At 54.2% G+C, this 17,343-nt stretch carries 16 protein-coding genes; 2 read left to right on the top strand and 14 right to left on the bottom strand.

All coding sequences use genetic code 11. The annotated features are described in order from the left end of the window. Positions 1-121: 121 nt before the first annotated feature. The 13 genes from HDF15_RS04805 to HDF15_RS04745 all read right to left on the bottom strand — a co-directional run bounded on the left by HDF15_RS04805 (position 122) and on the right by HDF15_RS04745 (position 13,073). Positions 122-1,036: a hypothetical protein gene (locus HDF15_RS04805; RefSeq protein ID WP_221314280.1), complete on the bottom strand. Its 915-nt coding sequence runs from the start codon at positions 1,034-1,036 to the stop codon at positions 122-124. Positions 1,037-1,521: 485 nt separating this feature from the next. After that, entirely contained in the window at positions 1,522-2,229 is a 708-nt protein-coding gene (locus HDF15_RS04800; protein WP_184253252.1) for an alpha/beta fold hydrolase, read from the bottom strand. Positions 2,230-2,559: 330 nt separating this feature from the next. After that, positions 2,560-3,576 carry a hypothetical protein gene (locus HDF15_RS04795; RefSeq protein WP_184253250.1) on the bottom strand — a complete coding sequence of 339 codons (1,017 nt, stop codon included), beginning with the start codon at positions 3,574-3,576 and terminating at the stop codon, positions 2,560-2,562. A 1,020-nt stretch (positions 3,577-4,596) separates the two neighbouring features. Continuing rightward, positions 4,597-5,445, bottom strand: a complete 849-nt coding sequence (locus HDF15_RS04790; RefSeq protein WP_184253248.1) for a helix-turn-helix domain-containing protein — start codon at positions 5,443-5,445, stop codon at positions 4,597-4,599. Between the two features lie 117 nt (positions 5,446-5,562). Continuing rightward, the gene (locus HDF15_RS04785; protein ID WP_184253246.1) at positions 5,563-6,120 is read right to left on the bottom strand and encodes a metal ABC transporter permease; all 558 of its coding nucleotides are present in this window, start codon (positions 6,118-6,120) and stop codon (positions 5,563-5,565) included. Between the two features lie 266 nt (positions 6,121-6,386). Continuing rightward, entirely contained in the window at positions 6,387-7,976 is a 1,590-nt protein-coding gene (locus tag HDF15_RS04780) for an MFS transporter (protein WP_184253244.1), read from the bottom strand. A 10-nt stretch (positions 7,977-7,986) separates the two neighbouring features. Further along, positions 7,987-8,490: a MarR family winged helix-turn-helix transcriptional regulator gene (locus tag HDF15_RS04775; protein WP_184253242.1), complete on the bottom strand. Its 504-nt coding sequence runs from the start codon at positions 8,488-8,490 to the stop codon at positions 7,987-7,989. A gap of 78 nt (positions 8,491-8,568) precedes the next feature. Continuing rightward, on the bottom strand, positions 8,569-9,141 hold the full coding sequence (locus HDF15_RS04770; RefSeq protein ID WP_184253240.1) for a nuclear transport factor 2 family protein: 573 nt from the start codon (positions 9,139-9,141) through the stop codon (positions 8,569-8,571). Positions 9,142-9,147: 6 nt separating this feature from the next. Then, entirely contained in the window at positions 9,148-10,020 is an 873-nt protein-coding gene (locus tag HDF15_RS04765; protein WP_221314279.1) for a haloalkane dehalogenase, read from the bottom strand. Between the two features lie 82 nt (positions 10,021-10,102). Further along, entirely contained in the window at positions 10,103-10,507 is a 405-nt protein-coding gene (locus HDF15_RS04760; protein WP_184253236.1) for a nuclear transport factor 2 family protein, read from the bottom strand. A 102-nt stretch (positions 10,508-10,609) separates the two neighbouring features. After that, on the bottom strand, positions 10,610-11,107 hold the full coding sequence (locus tag HDF15_RS04755; RefSeq protein WP_184253234.1) for a DinB family protein: 498 nt from the start codon (positions 11,105-11,107) through the stop codon (positions 10,610-10,612). A gap of 85 nt (positions 11,108-11,192) precedes the next feature. Next, positions 11,193-12,293, bottom strand: coding sequence for an alpha/beta hydrolase (locus HDF15_RS04750; protein ID WP_221314278.1), 1,101 nt, complete (start codon positions 12,291-12,293; stop codon positions 11,193-11,195). Between the two features lie 27 nt (positions 12,294-12,320). Further along, positions 12,321-13,073, bottom strand: coding sequence for an SDR family NAD(P)-dependent oxidoreductase (locus HDF15_RS04745; protein WP_184253232.1), 753 nt, complete (start codon positions 13,071-13,073; stop codon positions 12,321-12,323). Positions 13,074-13,195: 122 nt separating this feature from the next. Here HDF15_RS04745 and HDF15_RS04740 point away from each other — a divergent pair, with 122 nt between their 5' ends. Next, positions 13,196-13,960 (top strand): alpha/beta fold hydrolase, encoded by a 765-nt coding sequence (locus HDF15_RS04740; protein WP_184253230.1) that lies wholly within the window; start codon positions 13,196-13,198, stop codon positions 13,958-13,960. An 82-nt stretch (positions 13,961-14,042) separates the two neighbouring features. Next, a complete protein-coding gene (locus tag HDF15_RS04735; RefSeq protein WP_184253355.1) occupies positions 14,043-14,906 on the top strand; it encodes an SDR family oxidoreductase in 864 nt (287 codons plus the stop codon). A 382-nt stretch (positions 14,907-15,288) separates the two neighbouring features. On the opposite strand, the gene HDF15_RS04730 is transcribed toward HDF15_RS04735, so the two are convergent. Next, positions 15,289-16,983, bottom strand: coding sequence for a hypothetical protein (locus HDF15_RS04730; RefSeq protein ID WP_184253228.1), 1,695 nt, complete (start codon positions 16,981-16,983; stop codon positions 15,289-15,291). Positions 16,984-17,343: the final 360 nt, after the last annotated feature.

The raw sequence follows: 17,343 nt of genomic DNA, 5'->3' as shown, positions 1-17,343 counted from the left end.
CATCGACTCTTCTTCATTTGGCTGATATGGATGACTCGGTGAGATGAAATCGTCCAGGCAGGACGTTGGGCTCCAGCCGTCTGCAACACGCGAACGTAATCGTCTAAATACATGTCTCCCTTTAGACCACACCGCGGCAGGTTGCTGGCGACGCACGAAGCTTGTCTACATCCTCAAAGCGCTTCTGCACTTCAGGGAAAGTCAGCGGCTCCCACCGCCTCAAGCTCTTTCCACTCGCATCCTTCACTTCGATGACGAGGTTACCCTGATGTTGGACCAGTATCTCGCGCCAGGCAACGAGCTCCGCAAAATCGTCCAGTGAGCCGTGCGTTGCATACAAGCTCACAAATCCTGTCTGCGCCATCGCGTCGTACACCGCTGCAGCCTGTCCAATCCTAAGCGGACGTCCTCCGTGAAAGGCCGTCGCCGCCACGACCGAGGCCTCCAGACGAGGCACAAATCGTTTTTGACTCGCCCAGATGTCGGCAACAAACCGGCTGCGAGGGTTAGCCGTGATGCCGCAACTGTTATCCACTACGTGCGCGGACTCATGCAGCAGCACGTAGGTCAAAGCATCGGTACCTGTCCCACTCACCATGACTGTGAGCCCCGTACCATCATTGGTAAACAGTCTGCGCTCTTTGGTTGTCAGAAAGATCGAGAGCGGCTCGTCCAAAATGCTGGCGCGAAGCGTGATGTCATAGAGCCCTGTCTTTGCAACAGGGGAAGTAAGCCCGGTGCCTTCACCCGGAATGCCGTCGACGAATGCCAGATAATGCAGCTTCTTCTCAAGCACACGTCTGGTCAAGAGCGGGAGTGAAGCAAGAGTGACCTCCACCGTTGTTCTCTCGGAAGCCGTCAATGTGTGTGGTCTAACGCCTTCCATTCCCGCATTCTTAAATTCTTTGATGGCCAAGGGAGACGGTGGCCCGACGCGGGTCATCAGCGCTTCGACGTTTACTATCTCGCTCCGCGGAGAATCCTGGGGCATTGCGCGCGCCAGCGGCACTGCGGCAGCAATCAGTGCCGCTATCAAGAACTGCAGCCGTATCCATCGGTGATGCTTGCGGTAAGTACATTGATCAAAAAAGTTTGAAACCTTCATACGGGCAATGGCCATTAATTTCCAACCTTTCAAATGAATTCCTCCCTTGACGGTTGGACTCCAGATGTCTTTTAGTTCATACGCAGCGTTTCTGAGCAATCGGCCTTGATGCCCGATTCAGGGTGTCATGATCGGGGCTTCACAACCAAACGGATCTAACCAGCATGGGGCATCCTATTAGCCGTGGCATTGTTGAGGACAGAAAGGCGATCTCGCAGCGCCTCTCTTGCACAATCCTGCTCGGATATGACTTTGGTCTTTTGAGTAAATCTGCGGGGACAATCGCAAGAAGCCCGTTGGTCACTCCCGTTTCATCTCAACAAACATTCGCTCGAGTACAGCGCCGTTGAATGAATCCTGGACGCCCAGATCTGGCCTTGTAACGGTCCATCGCTCTCAACCTTTTCTAGATTGCGTCAGACGTATTCCAGAAGTAGTTTAGTCAGATCATCGGGGCGATCAAGCATAACTTCGTGTCCACAGGAGACGGTGCGAGTAGCCCAGCCTCTCTTTTTAGCGCGTTCGTGCGCAGCTGCAATCGGAAACGGCGACTCGTAACCGGTCGCTAGAATGTGGAGGATATCTGCAACCTCTGGAGATCTTTTGGCAAACAGAAGCGGTTCTTCAAATGAAGCGATTGGTTGGGGAGTCAGTTGTGCATCTACCCAATCAACGTCTGCTGAATTCGTACCAAGAACACTTGCGGGAAACGGAAGGATCTTCCAGCCATCTCCGGCAGTCTGTGCCTGCTGTCTTGCTTGGTTTACCTGCTCACGAGGAAAAAGGTCCATAAGAGACTCGCCGTCTTCGAGCACAAACCCTTCGACATACACCAATGCACGTATAGAGCTGTTCAACTGCTCGGCCGCGCCGCTGATCACGCAACCACCATAGGAGTGACCACATAGAACCACGTTCGATAGCTCTTCCCATTTGATGAGATTGATCACATCTAATATATGGGTAGAAAGATTGACGTTCGGCGAGTTGAGGTGGGACCGCTCGCCAAGTCCTGTAAGCGTGGGAGTGAATACCTCATGCCCGGCGGCTTGGAGTGCATTGCGCACCCGTTTCCAAGACCAACTTCCATGAAAGGCTCCATGTACGAGAACGAACGTTGCCAAGCTATTCTCCTTTTGCGTCTCGGGACCTCCGAGTCGTTTTCGACAAACCTCTCTTGCCAGCGAGCTATCGTCTTACGTGACAAGTCGGGGGTGTAGATACATTGCAACCCGCTCCCAGACGAGATGCCAAGTAGGAAGGGGGCTTCCGTGCGTCATGTTCTATCCGGACGGAAATTGGGAAGCAGCTTTGTACTCGCAAATTGAGACACAGCATCGAGTGATCCCAGGTGGTGCTTTTTCCTCCTGGCTCTATTCCGTAGCACAGTTCAAGTGTTTGAAATCTCTGTTATGTGCTCTCGCCGTGAGCACCGGCAGCGGTCTCAATTACGTCTATTTAGACACTGTTTCTGTACTTGCCGCAATCAACAGCTCCCGGGCATGATCCCAAAGCCCTGTAAGGCGCGTACGACTTGAATGCGTTATGTGAAGTACACCATCTAGGGTAAGTAGTGAAATGCTCTGAGTCTCCTTCATAGGAAAGGTGACTGCCGGATAGAGCGCTCTAACCATAAGTGATCCAAACTGCATATCGTGACCATAATTTCCATAGTTGCTCACCATGAGGTCGTGGTCGAGGAGATGTTCGGGATCTACCGTCCGTACGTCGTACGGATTACCTTCGCGCAGCACAAACCTTGCGGCGTATTCGACTCCGGCGATAGCGCCTTCCTTAGTCTGTGACTTGAGCATGTCTGATTTGGTTGCACGAGCGAGATCCCAAAAACGAATTCCTTTCTTCGTCTCTTCGGGCGTTGAAACTGTTGGATGTACGCCAATTGGCACACCTGCACTGCCTTCGACACCGAGCAACGATCGGTAATCGATCGGGGAAAGACAGACTACAGGCCTACTGCGCCAGAACTCAGAAAGTTCACGTCCCGCAAGGATGAAGGCTGCGACGAGCGCCCCTTGTACGGTTGTGCTCTCTGCCTTGCAACGGCTTAGGAGCACACTAAACTCGTCGGCACCTAGCTTGTGATGAGTTACCTTGACCGCCGGACGCTCTGGTTCGGAACGAAGCGCGGTCTCCTCAAGTGTCAGCAGGTTGGTGTATGGTTCAGGTGAGGGCATTCCCAGGAGTTCGGTTAACGGCGGCAAGGCGCGGAGTGGGAGACCAATGTCATTTCCCGACGCTCCGGCAACCAGGTCTCGCATCATCATGACGAGCGTCCTGCCGTCGCTCGCAGCGTGATGCGCCGCAATGACCACAATCGACCTTGTCGGCCCGTGATAAAGCGCGATGCGTGCGAGTCCCCCATCTCCGAATTCAAAGGATGGGACTATCCGATCAGACAAAATGGAATCCAAATCGGGATGAACTTCGTAGGAAAAGACTTCGAAATCCATCACAACCTCGGGAAAAGACTCCAAATAAGGCCTCTCGCCAGGATGCTTCCGTAACCGAGCGGCGAGCGCGGGATACTTCACCTGAAGACTGGCAAGAGAGTCGCGCCAGTCGTTGACGGTAGTGGAACCTTCGACCTCGGCAACGAGTATCGCAAGATGAGATCCGGTGTGCTCCGCCAACCAGAAATGTTCCTGCAAACCTCCGAGTTCAGAAAGCTTCTCTCCTGATTCACAAGGGTGAGAGGTCGAGGATAACGGGAGCGGTTTCGTAACTGCCATTAACCTAGCCTATTTCCGGTGGAGTAACCTACTGTATCTGCTCCTGCCTTTTTGTATCCGTTATAACCAACATCTTACGGTGTGAAATTCCATTTCCTCGTACGCGATATGAATGTGCTCTCAGGCCGCAAGCCAACTGCTCGACTCAACCAATCGTGCGGTGCACCGGGAGACGTCGAATGCGTTGGTAGCACGACGGGTATGTGTTGTGGCTTCTCTATGGAGCGCCAACTCTTTTGTATATATAGCTTCGATCTCAAATGAGAGTGGCTGACAGTACCGAGGAGTATCGGTATTGAAATGGAACCAGTCAACGGACTGACAGTTTCTAATTTGTGGTCCGGCGGAACGGTAGCCTTCACAGTTCTGAGCCTCCACGCAAATGTGAAAGAATGTTGACCTAGCGAGTCGCAGATGTATGCTCGAAGTGGTCCCTTTGACAAAGCGGGAACGGGTCTTTATTGGAATGTGTGCAGAAAATCGGCAGGTACGAACGGCCCGAACGCAGGATACCCATCAGGCGGGTTTAAAGTTGGGATGATCCTACGCACGACGACGGCCTTGCCAACATTGAGTGGGAGAAAGAAGTCGGACATCGCGTCCGCATCGCTAGGATTGTTCTTACGCATATCACCTCTCGCATCCTGATCTTTTGCAATCGAAAGACATTGCTTGGTATGTAACTACAGGTGAAGAGGTGCCGACATATGTTGCGAGCACAGAGAGATTTATCATCAGTCCCTATTCAGGCAGACCTGCGCGATACCGGCTGGGCGTAATACCTACTAGTTTTGTGAATACGCGTGACAAATGGTGCTGATTGGCAAATCCGCTGCTCAATGCAATGTCAGTAAGTCCGAGATGTCCCTCTTGCATCATCGATTTTGCCCGCTGGGTTCGCAGTTCGAGGACATACTGATATGGACTTTTTCCGATGCTTTGACGAAAGCTGCGGACCAAATGTGACGTACTCAGCCCAGATTCACGAGCGAGGTCGTCGAGACGGATCGATCTCGAAAGATTCGCTTGGATGAAATCAATACAGCGCCGAAGTGTGGATGGCGCGAGGCCGCCAGTGACTGCCGCTTCCAGGGGCGAAACAGTTGAGTATTTGCTAACAAGATATGACGATAACGCTGTCGCCATGCTGTCGAGAAATAACGCGCCGGCCTGAAAGCAGTCTCGTTTCTGCTGTAGAAGGACCGCGGCCATTTTGCGCAGTGTCGCATCTTCAAGAATATCGCGGCTGATAAGCTCTATCCTTGTTACTCTGCTGCCCTGCAGAAGCGGAGCGAACAGGGCGTCACTGAGCGTTATGTGGGCAAACGCGGTCTCCGTTGTAAACTCGAATACCCGTGAATCATTCAGTGGGCAAAGGGAGATGTTGCCCATAGGCATAGGCTTCAAATATTGAGGGTTGCCCTTTACCTTCGTCGCAGCAGTCGGCTTTAATGTGAGCGCTAAACTAACGTTTGAGGAGGCAGGAGTCTTCCATTCTCCTGGTTTTACTGTAATTTTAGCGATCGTCACGTCAGCGCGCTTGTCCTTGATATTCCCCAGAAGTGCTTGGGACGGCTCGAGCATACTCATTTAGCAAAACTCCATTAGCTTGGCGGGCCGGGCCGCCAGATACATTCACACAGTGATCGCGGCTGTAGCTCTTGGCGGCGCGGTCGTTACGATATCGGCTATCCCTCTGAGTCTGCTTCACATCGGAGGCCTTATCCCTTTGCCGACCGCAACAATTCGCGCCTTGCCATCCGGTCTGGTCCATACGACAACTGAAGAACCTGCCGACAGGGCTAGCCTCCTGGAAGGAATGAACCGAACCACCGGCGCGGTCCTCGAAACCAGGATCTCAGCGGAAGTTCCTCCGACTAGGGTCACCGTGAGTGTTCGACCGATCCGGCTGCTCTCTGCGGCTGAAACTGTGCCGTTGGTCATGTTGGTGTCCGTCATCTCAGGTCTTGCTCGGGAAATGTGGGCAACAACGCCGCTGGCCACGTGCGCTCTTGCACGATCTGGTGGAGGAAACCCCGACGTGTCAGGCAAGGAGTCCCACGGATAGAAGCCAATTCTTCCAGGACGCATAGTCTCAGGCACCAACGCGATCTCGACTGCGATCAAGTGATTGAGAGGACCTTTGACGGCGGTGCCAATGTGATCGTTCACTTTGATCGTATCCAGCGACGATGGCACGACATCGACGTATTTTGTGGTGGAGTCGGTGCCTATCGTGAGCGTCGTGCCGTCCTGCTCCTTCACCGTCAGGCTCCCGCCGTCGATTATGGTGACTGTGCCACGGACTCTTGCAGGCGTTGGCGAGAGAGCTGATGAGCCAATAAAAAATACAAAAACCGCCGCGAGAGAAAACCAGTGTCGATTTAACATGTTGGATACCTCAGTCCAGCCTAGGATCGCTTCAAAGAACCTTGACTTGTGTTTAGGTAGAGAATCCCTCGACTTATGCAGACGAGCCAGTAGCTCGTCGCTTCAATTGAAGTTCAAGCTCCCGGCCAAACGGCTACAACCTACTCCATCATTGCAACCAACGCGCCACTATCATTGACATCGGTGCCGGGTGCAGTGTCGGTTGAGCGAACCAGAAGAAATGTGAGAAGGCCGGTGAGAGCAGCCACGGCAGCAGCAACCAAGCTCGCTGCCGCGAATCCGCCCGCGAACGCCGCCCAGCCGGCTGCATGAACCTGCGTTTGAAGCCGCGACGGAACGTCGGCCATTACGCCTGCAAGATCGCCGGAGGCCACTCGCTTCGCGGCCTGTACCGCAAACTGCGGTTGGAGACCAAGCGCTACGGCTGCGCTAACGAACTGGCTCGATACAACCTGGGCCAGCACCGAGCCAAGTGCGGCAACGCCTAGCAACAGCCCGACGAATCGAGTAGTCGCTGCCAGTCCCGAAGCCATGCCGGCTCGCTGCGCGGGAACTGCCCCCTGCATCACCTTAGCCGTCTCACTATTCAGGAGACCAGCTCCTACCCCGGCCACGAGCATGCCAACGACAAAAACGGGATAGGTCATGCCGGCGTGTGCAATGCCATAAAGGAGGAGGTTCCCGAGCAGGGTTGTCATGAGACCGGCTGTGAGAAGGGCGCGGCCTGAGTAGCTCTTCGCAAGTCGGCTGCCGAGACGCGGCGTCAGAAACATCGGTAGTGCAAATGGAATCATGGCGAGGCCCGCCTTGGCGGGCTCGAATCCATACGCATTTTGTAGGTACATCGGCATGTAAAAAATCATCACCTGAGCCCCACCTGCGTATCCGACCATCGCAAAAGCCGACCCGAGGAAAGTTGGCTGTGCGAAGAGAGCCAAATCCACCATCGGGCGCGTTTGGCGAAGTTCTGCAACTACGAACGCGCCCAGCAAGCCTGCAGCCGCCGCGAAGCGCCAGAGGATAGCGGGAGTAGTCCACCCAGCGCTGTTGCCGTCGATCAAGGCCCAGATCAACAAAAAGAGCCCTGAACTCAGCGTTAGAATACCCGCGATGTCGAGATTCTTAGTCTCATGATCTCGTGACTCTTCCACAAGGATGAAAGAGGCCACAAAGAGGACGGCGCAGAAAGGAAGGTTTACTAGGAAGGTCCAGCGCCATCCGAAGAAACTGGTGATCGCCCCGCCGATGATCGGTCCACTGGTGATCGCGATTCCCAGGCAAGCCCCCCAAAAAGCGTAGGCTTGCGCCCGTTCCTGTCCTGCAAAGGCATGATTGATGACTGCAAGGGCTGACGTCAGCAAGAGACTAGCGCCGACGCCTTGAAGAGCACGAGCCAAATTTAGAATTAAGGCCGAATGCGCAAGTCCGCATAGCCCTGAGGCGAAGGCAAAGATTGCCAAGCCGGCAAGCATCGTACGCTTTCTGCCGTGGCGGTCTGCTAGAGATCCTGCGGCCAGCAGCAGAGCGGCAAAGGGAAGTACGTAGGCGCTCACAACCCACTCGATGTCCGTGAAGGAAGCACCCAGAGATCTCGCGATAGCTGGCAACGAGACCGCGACGACATTGGCATCAAGCATGATCAAAGAGCAGACGAGGGAAGTCGTCAGCAATATCGCAAACTTGCGCCGTTCCGGGGATTTGTAATGCGGTGTTGGAGGGGATGTAGCCATAACGGAACTCCTAACGGGTTGAAGCTGAAGCCGACATCGGCTGCGCAAATGCTCCATCGGCCGCAATACCAAGCAGAATGCCGCGGAGTTCGGCCGACTGCGAGGCCCCGAACCTTTTCTCAAAGTGATTCTGAGCCGTGCGCCACAGCTTCTTCGCCTCGGCAAACGTGGCTACGCCCTTCTGTGTCAGCCCGACATGTCTCCGCCGCCGGTCCGTCTCAACACCTGCCATCGAAACCAGCTGATCTCGTTCGAGGGGCCGCAAGTTGTGCCCAAGCGTCGAGCGGTCCATCACTAGCGCGTCGGCAAGTTGCCGCACGGTGGGCGGGGTCTCAGTCCATCGGCTGATCTCCGAAAGGATGGAATACTGTGTCGACTTCAAGCCCGTGGGCGCAAGAGCGGAGTCGTAGAGTTGCGAGAGCCTTCGAGAGGCCTTTCGCAAAGCGGTGCAGTTGCAGTCGTTTAACTGGTCAGAGGAGGGAGAGGCCGTCTTGATCCCACGGGATGTGTGCATATGCCCCTATTATAGGGGCATATGCACCTTTTAAGTAGATACTGTAGAGAGTGATCCCTTTTCCGCGGTCGCATAATCCTACGGTTGAGGTTTCACGCGGGTCCACAGATCGTCGAATGCGACCGCATCGAAAAATGCCGTCGCTTCGACAACCTTGCCTCCGTGCATCCTGAGAATCCAAACATACGAGTTCGAATACGGCTTCCCATCATTGGAAATGCCGTATCCATCAAAGTTCGCGATGACGGTGTCTCCGTCTCCGTAGATCCCACGAATGGTTGTTGGTTTGAACTTGTTTGCGGAAGACGCAAACCTGGCACCAAAGGGATTGAGAATTTTCTCTACAAGCTCGGGTTTCCCAACCGTTGTACCGGCACCAAGCGAGTTGCCAGTGATGGTCCAACGGACGTTGTCATCGAGTAAGGGAAGCAGTTCGCCGGTGCCATTCTTCCATGCTATAAGCATCGCCTCTACTTGCTTTTTGTTCGAGGTGACACCTTCTTGGGGAGACTGGGCCTTTGCTATACCGATGGTTCCCATGAATAAGAGCGCGAGTCCAGCAGCAACTGAAAACGTTTCGATTGGCTTGAGATAGCTACGTTTCATGAATTTATCCTCTTGGTGAAGATGAGCACTCCCCTTCGATTTCACCTGGGTTCAATCGAGAGTCTTCAGCCATGCGGCAATCTCCTGTCCGATCTTGTCTGGGTGATCTTCCTGCAGATAATGGAGCCCTGGTCCAAGATCAACCGTGCGGCAGGACTTCAGACGTTTGGAATAAATCTCGGCTAGCTGCGGCGGAATGAATATGCCGGGCTGGGCATGAAAGAAGAGTTTGGGCGTCTCAGTTGTCATGAGCCAGTCATGATAAGCGATCGCCATGGCGTAAACATCGCTTGGGTTTCCTGCAATTGGAAGTTCGTTGGGAAACCGGTAGAGCGGCTCCCTCGTCGTTGGACTGAAAAAGGGACGACGGTAGTCTTTCATCTCTTCGGCGGAAAGCTGGCGAAGCATGCCGGCGGGTAGACCCTGCTCGATGAAACTGTTTTGCTCGATTACCATCTTCCGTCCCAGCTTCGGGTCGCGAATGGTTCGGAGATAGTCGTAAGCCGCAGGGCTGAGATCCAACCATGTTGTAACCGGCGCGATGAACTCCATCAGTGCCACGCCCTTGACTCTAGCTGAGTTTCGCCGTGCCCAATCCAAACCTAGTGCAGATCCCCAATCGTGTACGACCAATACAACGTCTCTTAGGTGCAACGCCTCGATGAACGCCTGGATGTAACGTGCATGGTCCTCGACCCTGTACGAGAGCTCCGGTTTGTCAGAATCACCGAAACCTATCAAGTCCGGGGCAATGCAGCGCATGTGTGGAGCCACATGTGGAATCACGTTTCGCCAGAGATAGGACGAGGTTGGGTTGCCATGAAGAAATAGTGCGACGGTTTGTGTTGCTTCGCCTGTGCCTTCATCCACATAAGCCATCTTCGAGCCGAGAACTTCTACATATTTCATTGAACGTTGAGCCACGAGCATCTCCGATTAAAGTTCTAACACTATTTGGGTGCCACCCATTCGTCACGAACATGGGGGCCGGTCGCATCCACGCCTCTCACGAACGTTCGGGAGCGCCAAAGATCTTGTTGACAAGCACGCCGTCCAAATATTCACGGCCACTCAAGATCTTGCCGTCGCGGAAGGTGAAGAAGAAGCTGTAATCGCTGTTGTAGTTGGCCCCGCTCTTGAGGGGCATATTCCCCTTGGCGACGATCGCGACCTGATCGTCCTCGGCCAAAACCTGAAGGATCTCAAACTCAAGGTCGCCAGTGGCGAGGGCGAAGAAAGCAGGCATCTCGGCAAGAAAGTTATTGATCTTGTAATCTCCCGAGAACTTCGAGCCCGGGATGATCCACCATGTCGCATCTTCCGTCATCAGCTCTGCAACCGCCTCGACATCGCGATTGCCGACGGCCTTGAGGTAATTCTTAGCGATTTCGATGTTGTGTTCGGTATTCATATCTCTCCTTCTGTGCCGCAAACAATCGAGGATGCCGACAGGCCGTAAGCAGAATGTCTCCGGTCGTCATCTCCTTCGATCGAATCTGATGGCAGGCAAGTGTCATGATTTGTTATCGGGTCTCAGAGCAAGGCGGATCTGGCCCAAGTGGAGCATCATGTGTGCCGTCGAATTGATAAGGGCAGCAAGACGATTTCGCAGCGGCTGTGCTGCAAAATCCTGCTCCGATACTGATTCGGCTTTTTGGAGCAATTGTGCGGGTGGCATGGCATGAAGCCCGCTGGCAACCGTGGCGCTTATCTCTGCAAACATTCGCCGTAGAGCCGCTCCATCGAATGAATCCTTGCCGCTTCGGTCTGGCTTGGTTACGAAGGAATCTTCGAGTGCCGGGTAAAGTCGCTCGCCTAACCCCAACTGATGAAAAAGGCGGTCGTGAAACGCCGTCAAATGCCCAAGAAGGTAGTAAACCCGATTCCGTTCTGGAGCTACTTCCAATTGCAAGTCTTCCTCGCTCATCGTGGAAAGGGCTTTCTCAAGCCGCGAGGCCATTGTGTACCATGTGTTGATTGCTGTTGCTGCGAAGAGTTCCTCGTTTGACAAGTCAACCTGCTTTCTAAGCGTTGGAACATTTCTGGTCAATAGAGCCGCCCAGATATAGGCGGCAGGAGTTCACTTATCCCAGACTTCAAAAAGCTAGCGAAGTTCGGAAAAAGTCGACAATGAGGTCCATTGTTTGCATAGAAGACCACGGGAGACCCGCGACCTTATCTCCGAGAACGGTGAGATCCCCATGGTTCGCACCTTCGAGGACGTACCGCTTGCTATTGACCCCGGCGGCGAGTAGAGCGTTATGAAAGATGAGTGTCTGACTCGGTGATACCAACCCGTCATGACTTCCATGAAAGATGAGGAAGGCAACGTCCGATGGAGCGATGTGATTGATCGGGCTGGACACTGGATCCCGAAGCCCTCCATCTGGGAGGAAGCCGTTCACATAGAGTGCGCGCCTCGCAGGTGCATTCTGTGCTCCGTTGTAATCGGCATCTACCTTAGAGACATCGGATGGCCCGAATTTATCGACCACGGCTTTCACACTGCTACTTTGATCGAGATGATCGCCAACGTCGAAGGCCTTGTCGTTGTTGGTGACACCCACCATCGCAACGATGTAGCCTCCCGCGGATTGCCCCCATACGCCGACATCGTCGGGGTCGATGCTGTACTGCTCGGCGGTGCTACGCAAGAAACGGATCGCTGACTTCATATCTGCAACCCCTTCTCGGTAGGTTGCACCGTCACGGACAGTCCTGTACTCGATGCTGGCGACCACGAACCCGGCTTCCGCGACGTAGGTGCGAAGCATAAGATCGCTTTCCTTATTCGCCATGACAAATCCGCCTCCCGCAGCGTACACAACGAGCGGCTTTCTACCGGGAGTCTTCGAGACGAGAATGTCCATGCGGAGGCTGCGTCCGCCCTTGGCGGCGTTGGGCGTGCTGTATACGACGTTGTCGTATGTCGTGAGTGGCACCTTGCCGCAGACGATCTGTTTTGATGGGTCGGGATGGATGACGATACTGGTGCTCGTATCGCTCGGCTTGACTGTCGGCGAAAGCTGGAGCTGGAATCTGCCGACTGCACTTGGGTTTCCTGGTGATGCCGATATTTGCTGTGGTGCCTGCCCCTTCATCGTCATCACTCCCAGAGACTGCATCGTCGCCAAGGCAGCTGTGTAACCGCCTGTGCAGCCGACCTGAGTTACAAAAGCACGTCGTGAAAGTCCCATGTCCCCCCCCAAAGCCACGCGCGATGCTTAGACCTGCGCGAAGCCGCCGTCAGCTTGAATGTCCGCTCCGTTGATATAGCTGGCTGCGTCGGACGCAAGGAAGGCCACAACTTCTCCCATCTCTGCCGACCGCCCAGCACGGCCAAGTGGAACGGCGCCGACGACGTTCGTCATATAGGCTTCCTTGACCTTCGGATCAGCGAAGGTTGCCTCCAGCAAAGGCGTGAGAATCGGTCCAGGGGAGAAGACATTGACGCGAATGCGGCGGGCTTTAAGTTCATTCGCCCAGGTCCGAGCAAAACTGCGGATAGCAGCTTTAGTAGCGGAATAAACAGTGCGCTGGGGAATACCTTTCAGGGCTGTCGCGGACGATGTCAGAATGATCGAGCCGCCGTCGGTCAGTAACGGCAGAGCCTGCTGCACGGTGAAGATGACGCCCTTGAAGTTGACTGCCAGTTGGTAATCAATTCCTTCTTCCGTGATCGACCCGAGCGCTTCTCTGGTTTGAACTCCGGCATTAGCGACCAGAATGTCGATCTTGCCCTTTGACGCGCGAACCGCTTCGTAAACCCGATCGAGGTCGGCGGGCTTCGAGACGTCTGCTTGCAGAGCCACAACATCGCCTCCAATTGTTGCCACAGCCGCGTCTAGGATCGCCTGACGGCGACCTACGATGAAGACAGATGCGCCTTCCTCGGCAATCCGTTTAGCGGACGCGAGTCCGATGCCTTCACCACCACCCGTAACCACAGCTACCTTTCCTTGCAGGGAAACGCTCATAAATGCCACTCCTCTAATGATGTTTACCATCATTGTTGCTTTCATCATTTACAATGATGTGTGTCATCATTGTCAAGAGGCGAGAGCGTTTCTAAGAGAAAACTTCATTCAGGAGTAAGAGGATGGATCGACGTAATTTTCTAACATGGATTGCCGCGGCTTCGGCGATCGGTTTGTTTCCATCGATGCTCCCCGCAGCTGCCGACACCCTGAAGGCGCGCAATGTTGTGCTTGTGCATGGGTTATTTGCTGACGGGTCGTCCTGGTCAGAGGTCATTGCGCGACTGCAGTCGGCGGGAATGACAGCGACCGCCGTTCAGAATCCGCTAAACACTTTGCAGGATGCCGTTGCCGAGACCCGTCGCGTTCTCGCCGAGCAAGACGGACCGACCGTTCTGGTTGGGCATTCATTTTCCGGAGTTCTTGTAAGCGAGACTGGCCTCGACCCGAAGGTGACGGCCTTGGTCTATGTGGCCGCGCGAGCGCCCGACGCCGGAGAGGATTATTCGGCGCTAGCCAAGCGGTTCCCAACACCGCCTGCTTCGGCTGGCATAGTCTTTGACGGCGAGATAGGACGCCTAACCGAAGAAGCGTTTCTCCGAGACTTTGCAGGAAACGTGCCGAGGGAAAGGGCTCGCGTTCTTTATGCTGTTCAGCAACCATTTCATAGGGCGCTTACTGCAGAGAAAACAACGCAGGCAGCATGGCACTCCAAGCCAAGCTTTTACGCAGTCTCAACTCAAGACCGGACGATTGATCCCGACCTTGAGCGCTTCATGGCGAAACGCATGAAGGCACATACGATCGAGCTACAAAGCAGCCATCTTTCTCTGGTTTCTCATTCGAAGGAGATTGCGGCTCTCATTCTTCAGGCCGCGGCGGCATAATCTCAGCGGGCAGTTGCGAAGAAGCTCATAAAGGAACCACTCGATGATTCTTGAATCTATTCAGGCTGGAGGTCACATACATATGGCGAAGAGTTGGCTAATAACTGGAAGCGGTAACGGTTTAGGACGGGACATTGCAGAGGCTGCGCTGGCGGCAGGAGACCGCGTTGTCGCAGGGGCGCGGCGTTTAGAAGAGTTGAGCTCCTTGGTGGAGCAGTATGGACAACGAGTCACACCGGTGAAGCTGGATGTCCGGGATGAAGAGGCAGCAAAAGCCGCCGTGCAGACCGCTGTGGACACATACGGCAGGCTGGATGTGCTCGTGAACAATGCCGGCTATGGATACTTCGCTCCGTTCGAGCAGATGACATCTGAGCAGTTCCGCGATGTAGTGGAGACCTGCCTATTCGGTATCGTGTATACAACGCATGCGGCTCTGCCGGTGATGCGCCGTCAGAAGAGCGGATACATCTTTCAGATATCGTCAGTCGGCGGACGCCTCGCAATGCCGGGCAACTCGCCCTATCATGCGGCAAAGTGGGCTGTGGGTGGCTTCAGCGATTCATTAGCCTCTGAAGTAGCTCCGTTTGGGGTAAAAGTTTGCACGTTGGAGCCTGGCGGCATCCGCACGAACTGGGCTCAGAGAGCCGGTGAATCTTCGCCGGACGTGCTTCCGGAGTACGAGGCATCGGTTGGGGCGATTTATAAGTTGCTGGCTTCGCTTCGCGGGAGATCAGAGGGCGACCCTAAGAAGATTGCTGATGTAATCGTGAAACTGGCGAATATGCAAGACGTTCCCAAGCGGTTGATCCTCGGCAAGGATGCGGAGATCCGTGTCAAAAACGTCGAATCGGCGCGTGCAGAAGAAGCTGCAAAATATCGGGATTTAACGCTTTCGACAGTATTTCCAGACGCGCCGGTGATTCCGGACTTGATGAAGCATTAAACCAAAGGCCGGGCGTTTGTATGCCCGGCTTTACTTGGCAGGAAAGCTCTCCCGGCGTGCAGGGAAGTGATGGCAAGAAGCGCCCCCGGCCATGTTTCGATCAACGTCCGAACTGCCTGAGATCATGATCCGTATGAAGATAACCCCATGCCATCCAATCCTCAAAAGACATTTTGCCAAAGAAAGCGTGAGTATTTGTAGCTACTATCGGGTGTCGACCCGGCGCTAAGGCGAGAGCGGCCTTAGGCTACAGGCGCAGCGGGAGGCGGTTACTCGGTTCATAGTGGCTAGTTGCCTGCTCGCCGACTTAACGGAAATAGAGAGCCGCAGGCGGTATACGAATCGGCCGAGCCCTTTCCCCGGCCGCGAAAGTTTAGGAAGCCTAGAGGCTGCAGTTTGCTGTAGTGATATCAGGAGCAAGTTGCCACTTGAATGCAGATATTGCCTGCGAGGATCGAGGAATGTAGTCGATCTTGAGGGTATTCTGGCCGCGTTCAACTGTGAGGACAAGATGATTTGTCTGCCCCATCCGGGCACGGTAGGTGTCGCTGGTGTCAATGATCGTGTCACCCTCCTCGAGGCCGGCCTTGGCTGCCGCTGAGGAAAGGTTGAGCCCCGTGATCCGATGCGAATCGAATGACTGCGGGTCAAAGCCAAGATCGTATTCATGAATCTGTGCAGGAACTGACACGAGGCACGGGGAAAACGCTTTTGGATCAACCCTATCGAGCGATCCGGCAACCATGGCTTCATAGTCCTTCTTTGCAGCTTCGGCTCCAATCAGGGAACCTACTCGCTCAACCCATTCCGCATTACCGATCTCTTTGCCCGCACGCTGTTGGTTCAGCACCCACAACACAACGTCATCCACACTCTTTTGTCCCGCGGTCGCCTGAACAATACGTGCATTCGTGTGGATAAGGTAGAGAAGCCCGCGGCCGTATGGGACGGTCTGCGCACGGAGGTCTTTCCAAAACTGCTCTCCAACTCTTCTATTGTTGAGCGTGTGTAGAGGATTGCCGAGATAGGCAGATACCCGGCTGTTAAGACCTTCAATCGTTTCATCCATGGAGTTGGTATGGGCGCGCAGCGAAAGAAGCAAAGAGTAATACTCAGCTGTGCCTTCCGAGTACCAGGCCGTATCGATGTGGTCCCCGCTAAGTGCAGGCCAATTATGTATCATTTCATGGGAGACAAGCATGCGGTACGCCAACGCATTTTCGTCTCCTGTTCTGCTATAGCCGAGCATAAAGCCATGCGACAGTGCCGTCCCTCCGAGGCCCAAAAACGAATTTTGCCGAATAAAGATGTTGTATGCCGGCGCTGAGCCTTTGAAAAAAGAGGTTTCCTCCTTGTAGATTTGCCCGATACTGGCTGCGAACGCTTGGACATTGAAAGGCGGTTCGGTCATCCAGTAAACAGTAAACCTGCTGGAGGCTAGGGTGTAGGACTTCACAGCTCCAGCGTAGTAGAACATATACAAAGCGGCCTCCGGAGGGCCGACCAGTTTGACCTCACCTTCTCCGAGGCTGCTGATCCCTCTGCTCCCGGCTGCCAGTGCGCTAAGATCCCATTGAACATCGATGGCGTACACATTATTCGTATCGGGAAGAGCCAGGAATGTGACGCCGGCACCATTTACTCCGCCCGGCTGCCCTACAAGGTCAAACAGCGGACCATTGCGCTTACTTGCATTCACATGGGCCCGATACTCCAGCGTCACGTCTCCCAACGTCGCGCGGGCGGGTATGTAGTTTCGGTAGGTGGACGAAGAGGTGGCGAACATATCAGACTGTCCCAACGGTAAAACACCTTCGACGTCAGTAGCCTTCAGGTCTTTTGCTTCTAACTGAATACCCGGACGAGAAACTATGGTCAAAGGCAGATGAACCAACGTGCGACCAGCGCCTACATCTGGCGCGCCTAGATGAATCGCAACATCAATGTAGTCCACGGTGTTTTCGATTCCGTGCGGTTTAAGGACAATCACAATTGGCGGTGGCGCAGACTGTGCAATGCACTTGTTACTAAAAATGATGAAACCTGCAAAAGCAAGAAGTGTGATCGATAGTTTCATAACGTAGCGCGCGACTCCTTTGTGGACAGCCCCTATAACACGATCGCCGCCTATAGCTCCCCCAGCTTCTTCTTGACCGCCGACGATGAACTGGCATTGCAAACTTAGGGAGATACGACATAAGGCCGATAAATGTTCCATTGGCTTACAGTGTCCGATACGTAGCTATCTAAAAATTACGCACGCGACATGGCAAGGCATCTCAGAAGCGTCCATGACACCCCATAGCCCCCGATCTTCGGACTTCATCGATTGAAGCCGCTCTCTAATTTTCCATGAGTCGACGCTCTTCGCCAGGGTGTGCATGTCACTCAACGAATATCACGCTGCGATGAGCGTAACCAATTGACTACGCTTCTC

It is taken from the genome of Granulicella mallensis (assembly GCF_014203225.1).
Lineage (GTDB): Bacteria > Acidobacteriota > Terriglobia > Terriglobales > Acidobacteriaceae > Granulicella > Granulicella mallensis_A.
This window is presented reverse-complemented; position numbering and strand designations above follow the sequence as displayed.

Excerpts from the sequence above, each read along its gene's own strand:
- HDF15_RS04795 (WP_184253250.1), bottom strand. The coding sequence starts at position 3,576 with ATGGATTTCGAAGTCTTTTCCTACGAAGTTCATCCCGATTTGGATTCC.
- HDF15_RS04790 (WP_184253248.1), bottom strand. The coding sequence starts at position 5,445 with ATGAGTATGCTCGAGCCGTCCCAAGCACTTCTGGGGAATATCAAGGAC.
- HDF15_RS04780 (WP_184253244.1), bottom strand. The coding sequence starts at position 7,976 with ATGGCTACATCCCCTCCAACACCGCATTACAAATCCCCGGAACGGCGC.
- HDF15_RS04775 (WP_184253242.1), bottom strand. The coding sequence starts at position 8,490 with ATGCACACATCCCGTGGGATCAAGACGGCCTCTCCCTCCTCTGACCAG.
- HDF15_RS04760 (WP_184253236.1), bottom strand. The coding sequence starts at position 10,507 with ATGAATACCGAACACAACATCGAAATCGCTAAGAATTACCTCAAGGCC.
- HDF15_RS04750 (WP_221314278.1), bottom strand. The coding sequence starts at position 12,293 with ATGGGACTTTCACGACGTGCTTTTGTAACTCAGGTCGGCTGCACAGGC.
- HDF15_RS04745 (WP_184253232.1), bottom strand. The coding sequence starts at position 13,073 with ATGAGCGTTTCCCTGCAAGGAAAGGTAGCTGTGGTTACGGGTGGTGGT.
- HDF15_RS04740 (WP_184253230.1), top strand. The coding sequence starts at position 13,196 with ATGGATCGACGTAATTTTCTAACATGGATTGCCGCGGCTTCGGCGATC.
- HDF15_RS04735 (WP_184253355.1), top strand. The coding sequence starts at position 14,043 with ATGGCGAAGAGTTGGCTAATAACTGGAAGCGGTAACGGTTTAGGACGG.
- HDF15_RS04730 (WP_184253228.1), bottom strand. The coding sequence starts at position 16,983 with ATGAAACTATCGATCACACTTCTTGCTTTTGCAGGTTTCATCATTTTT.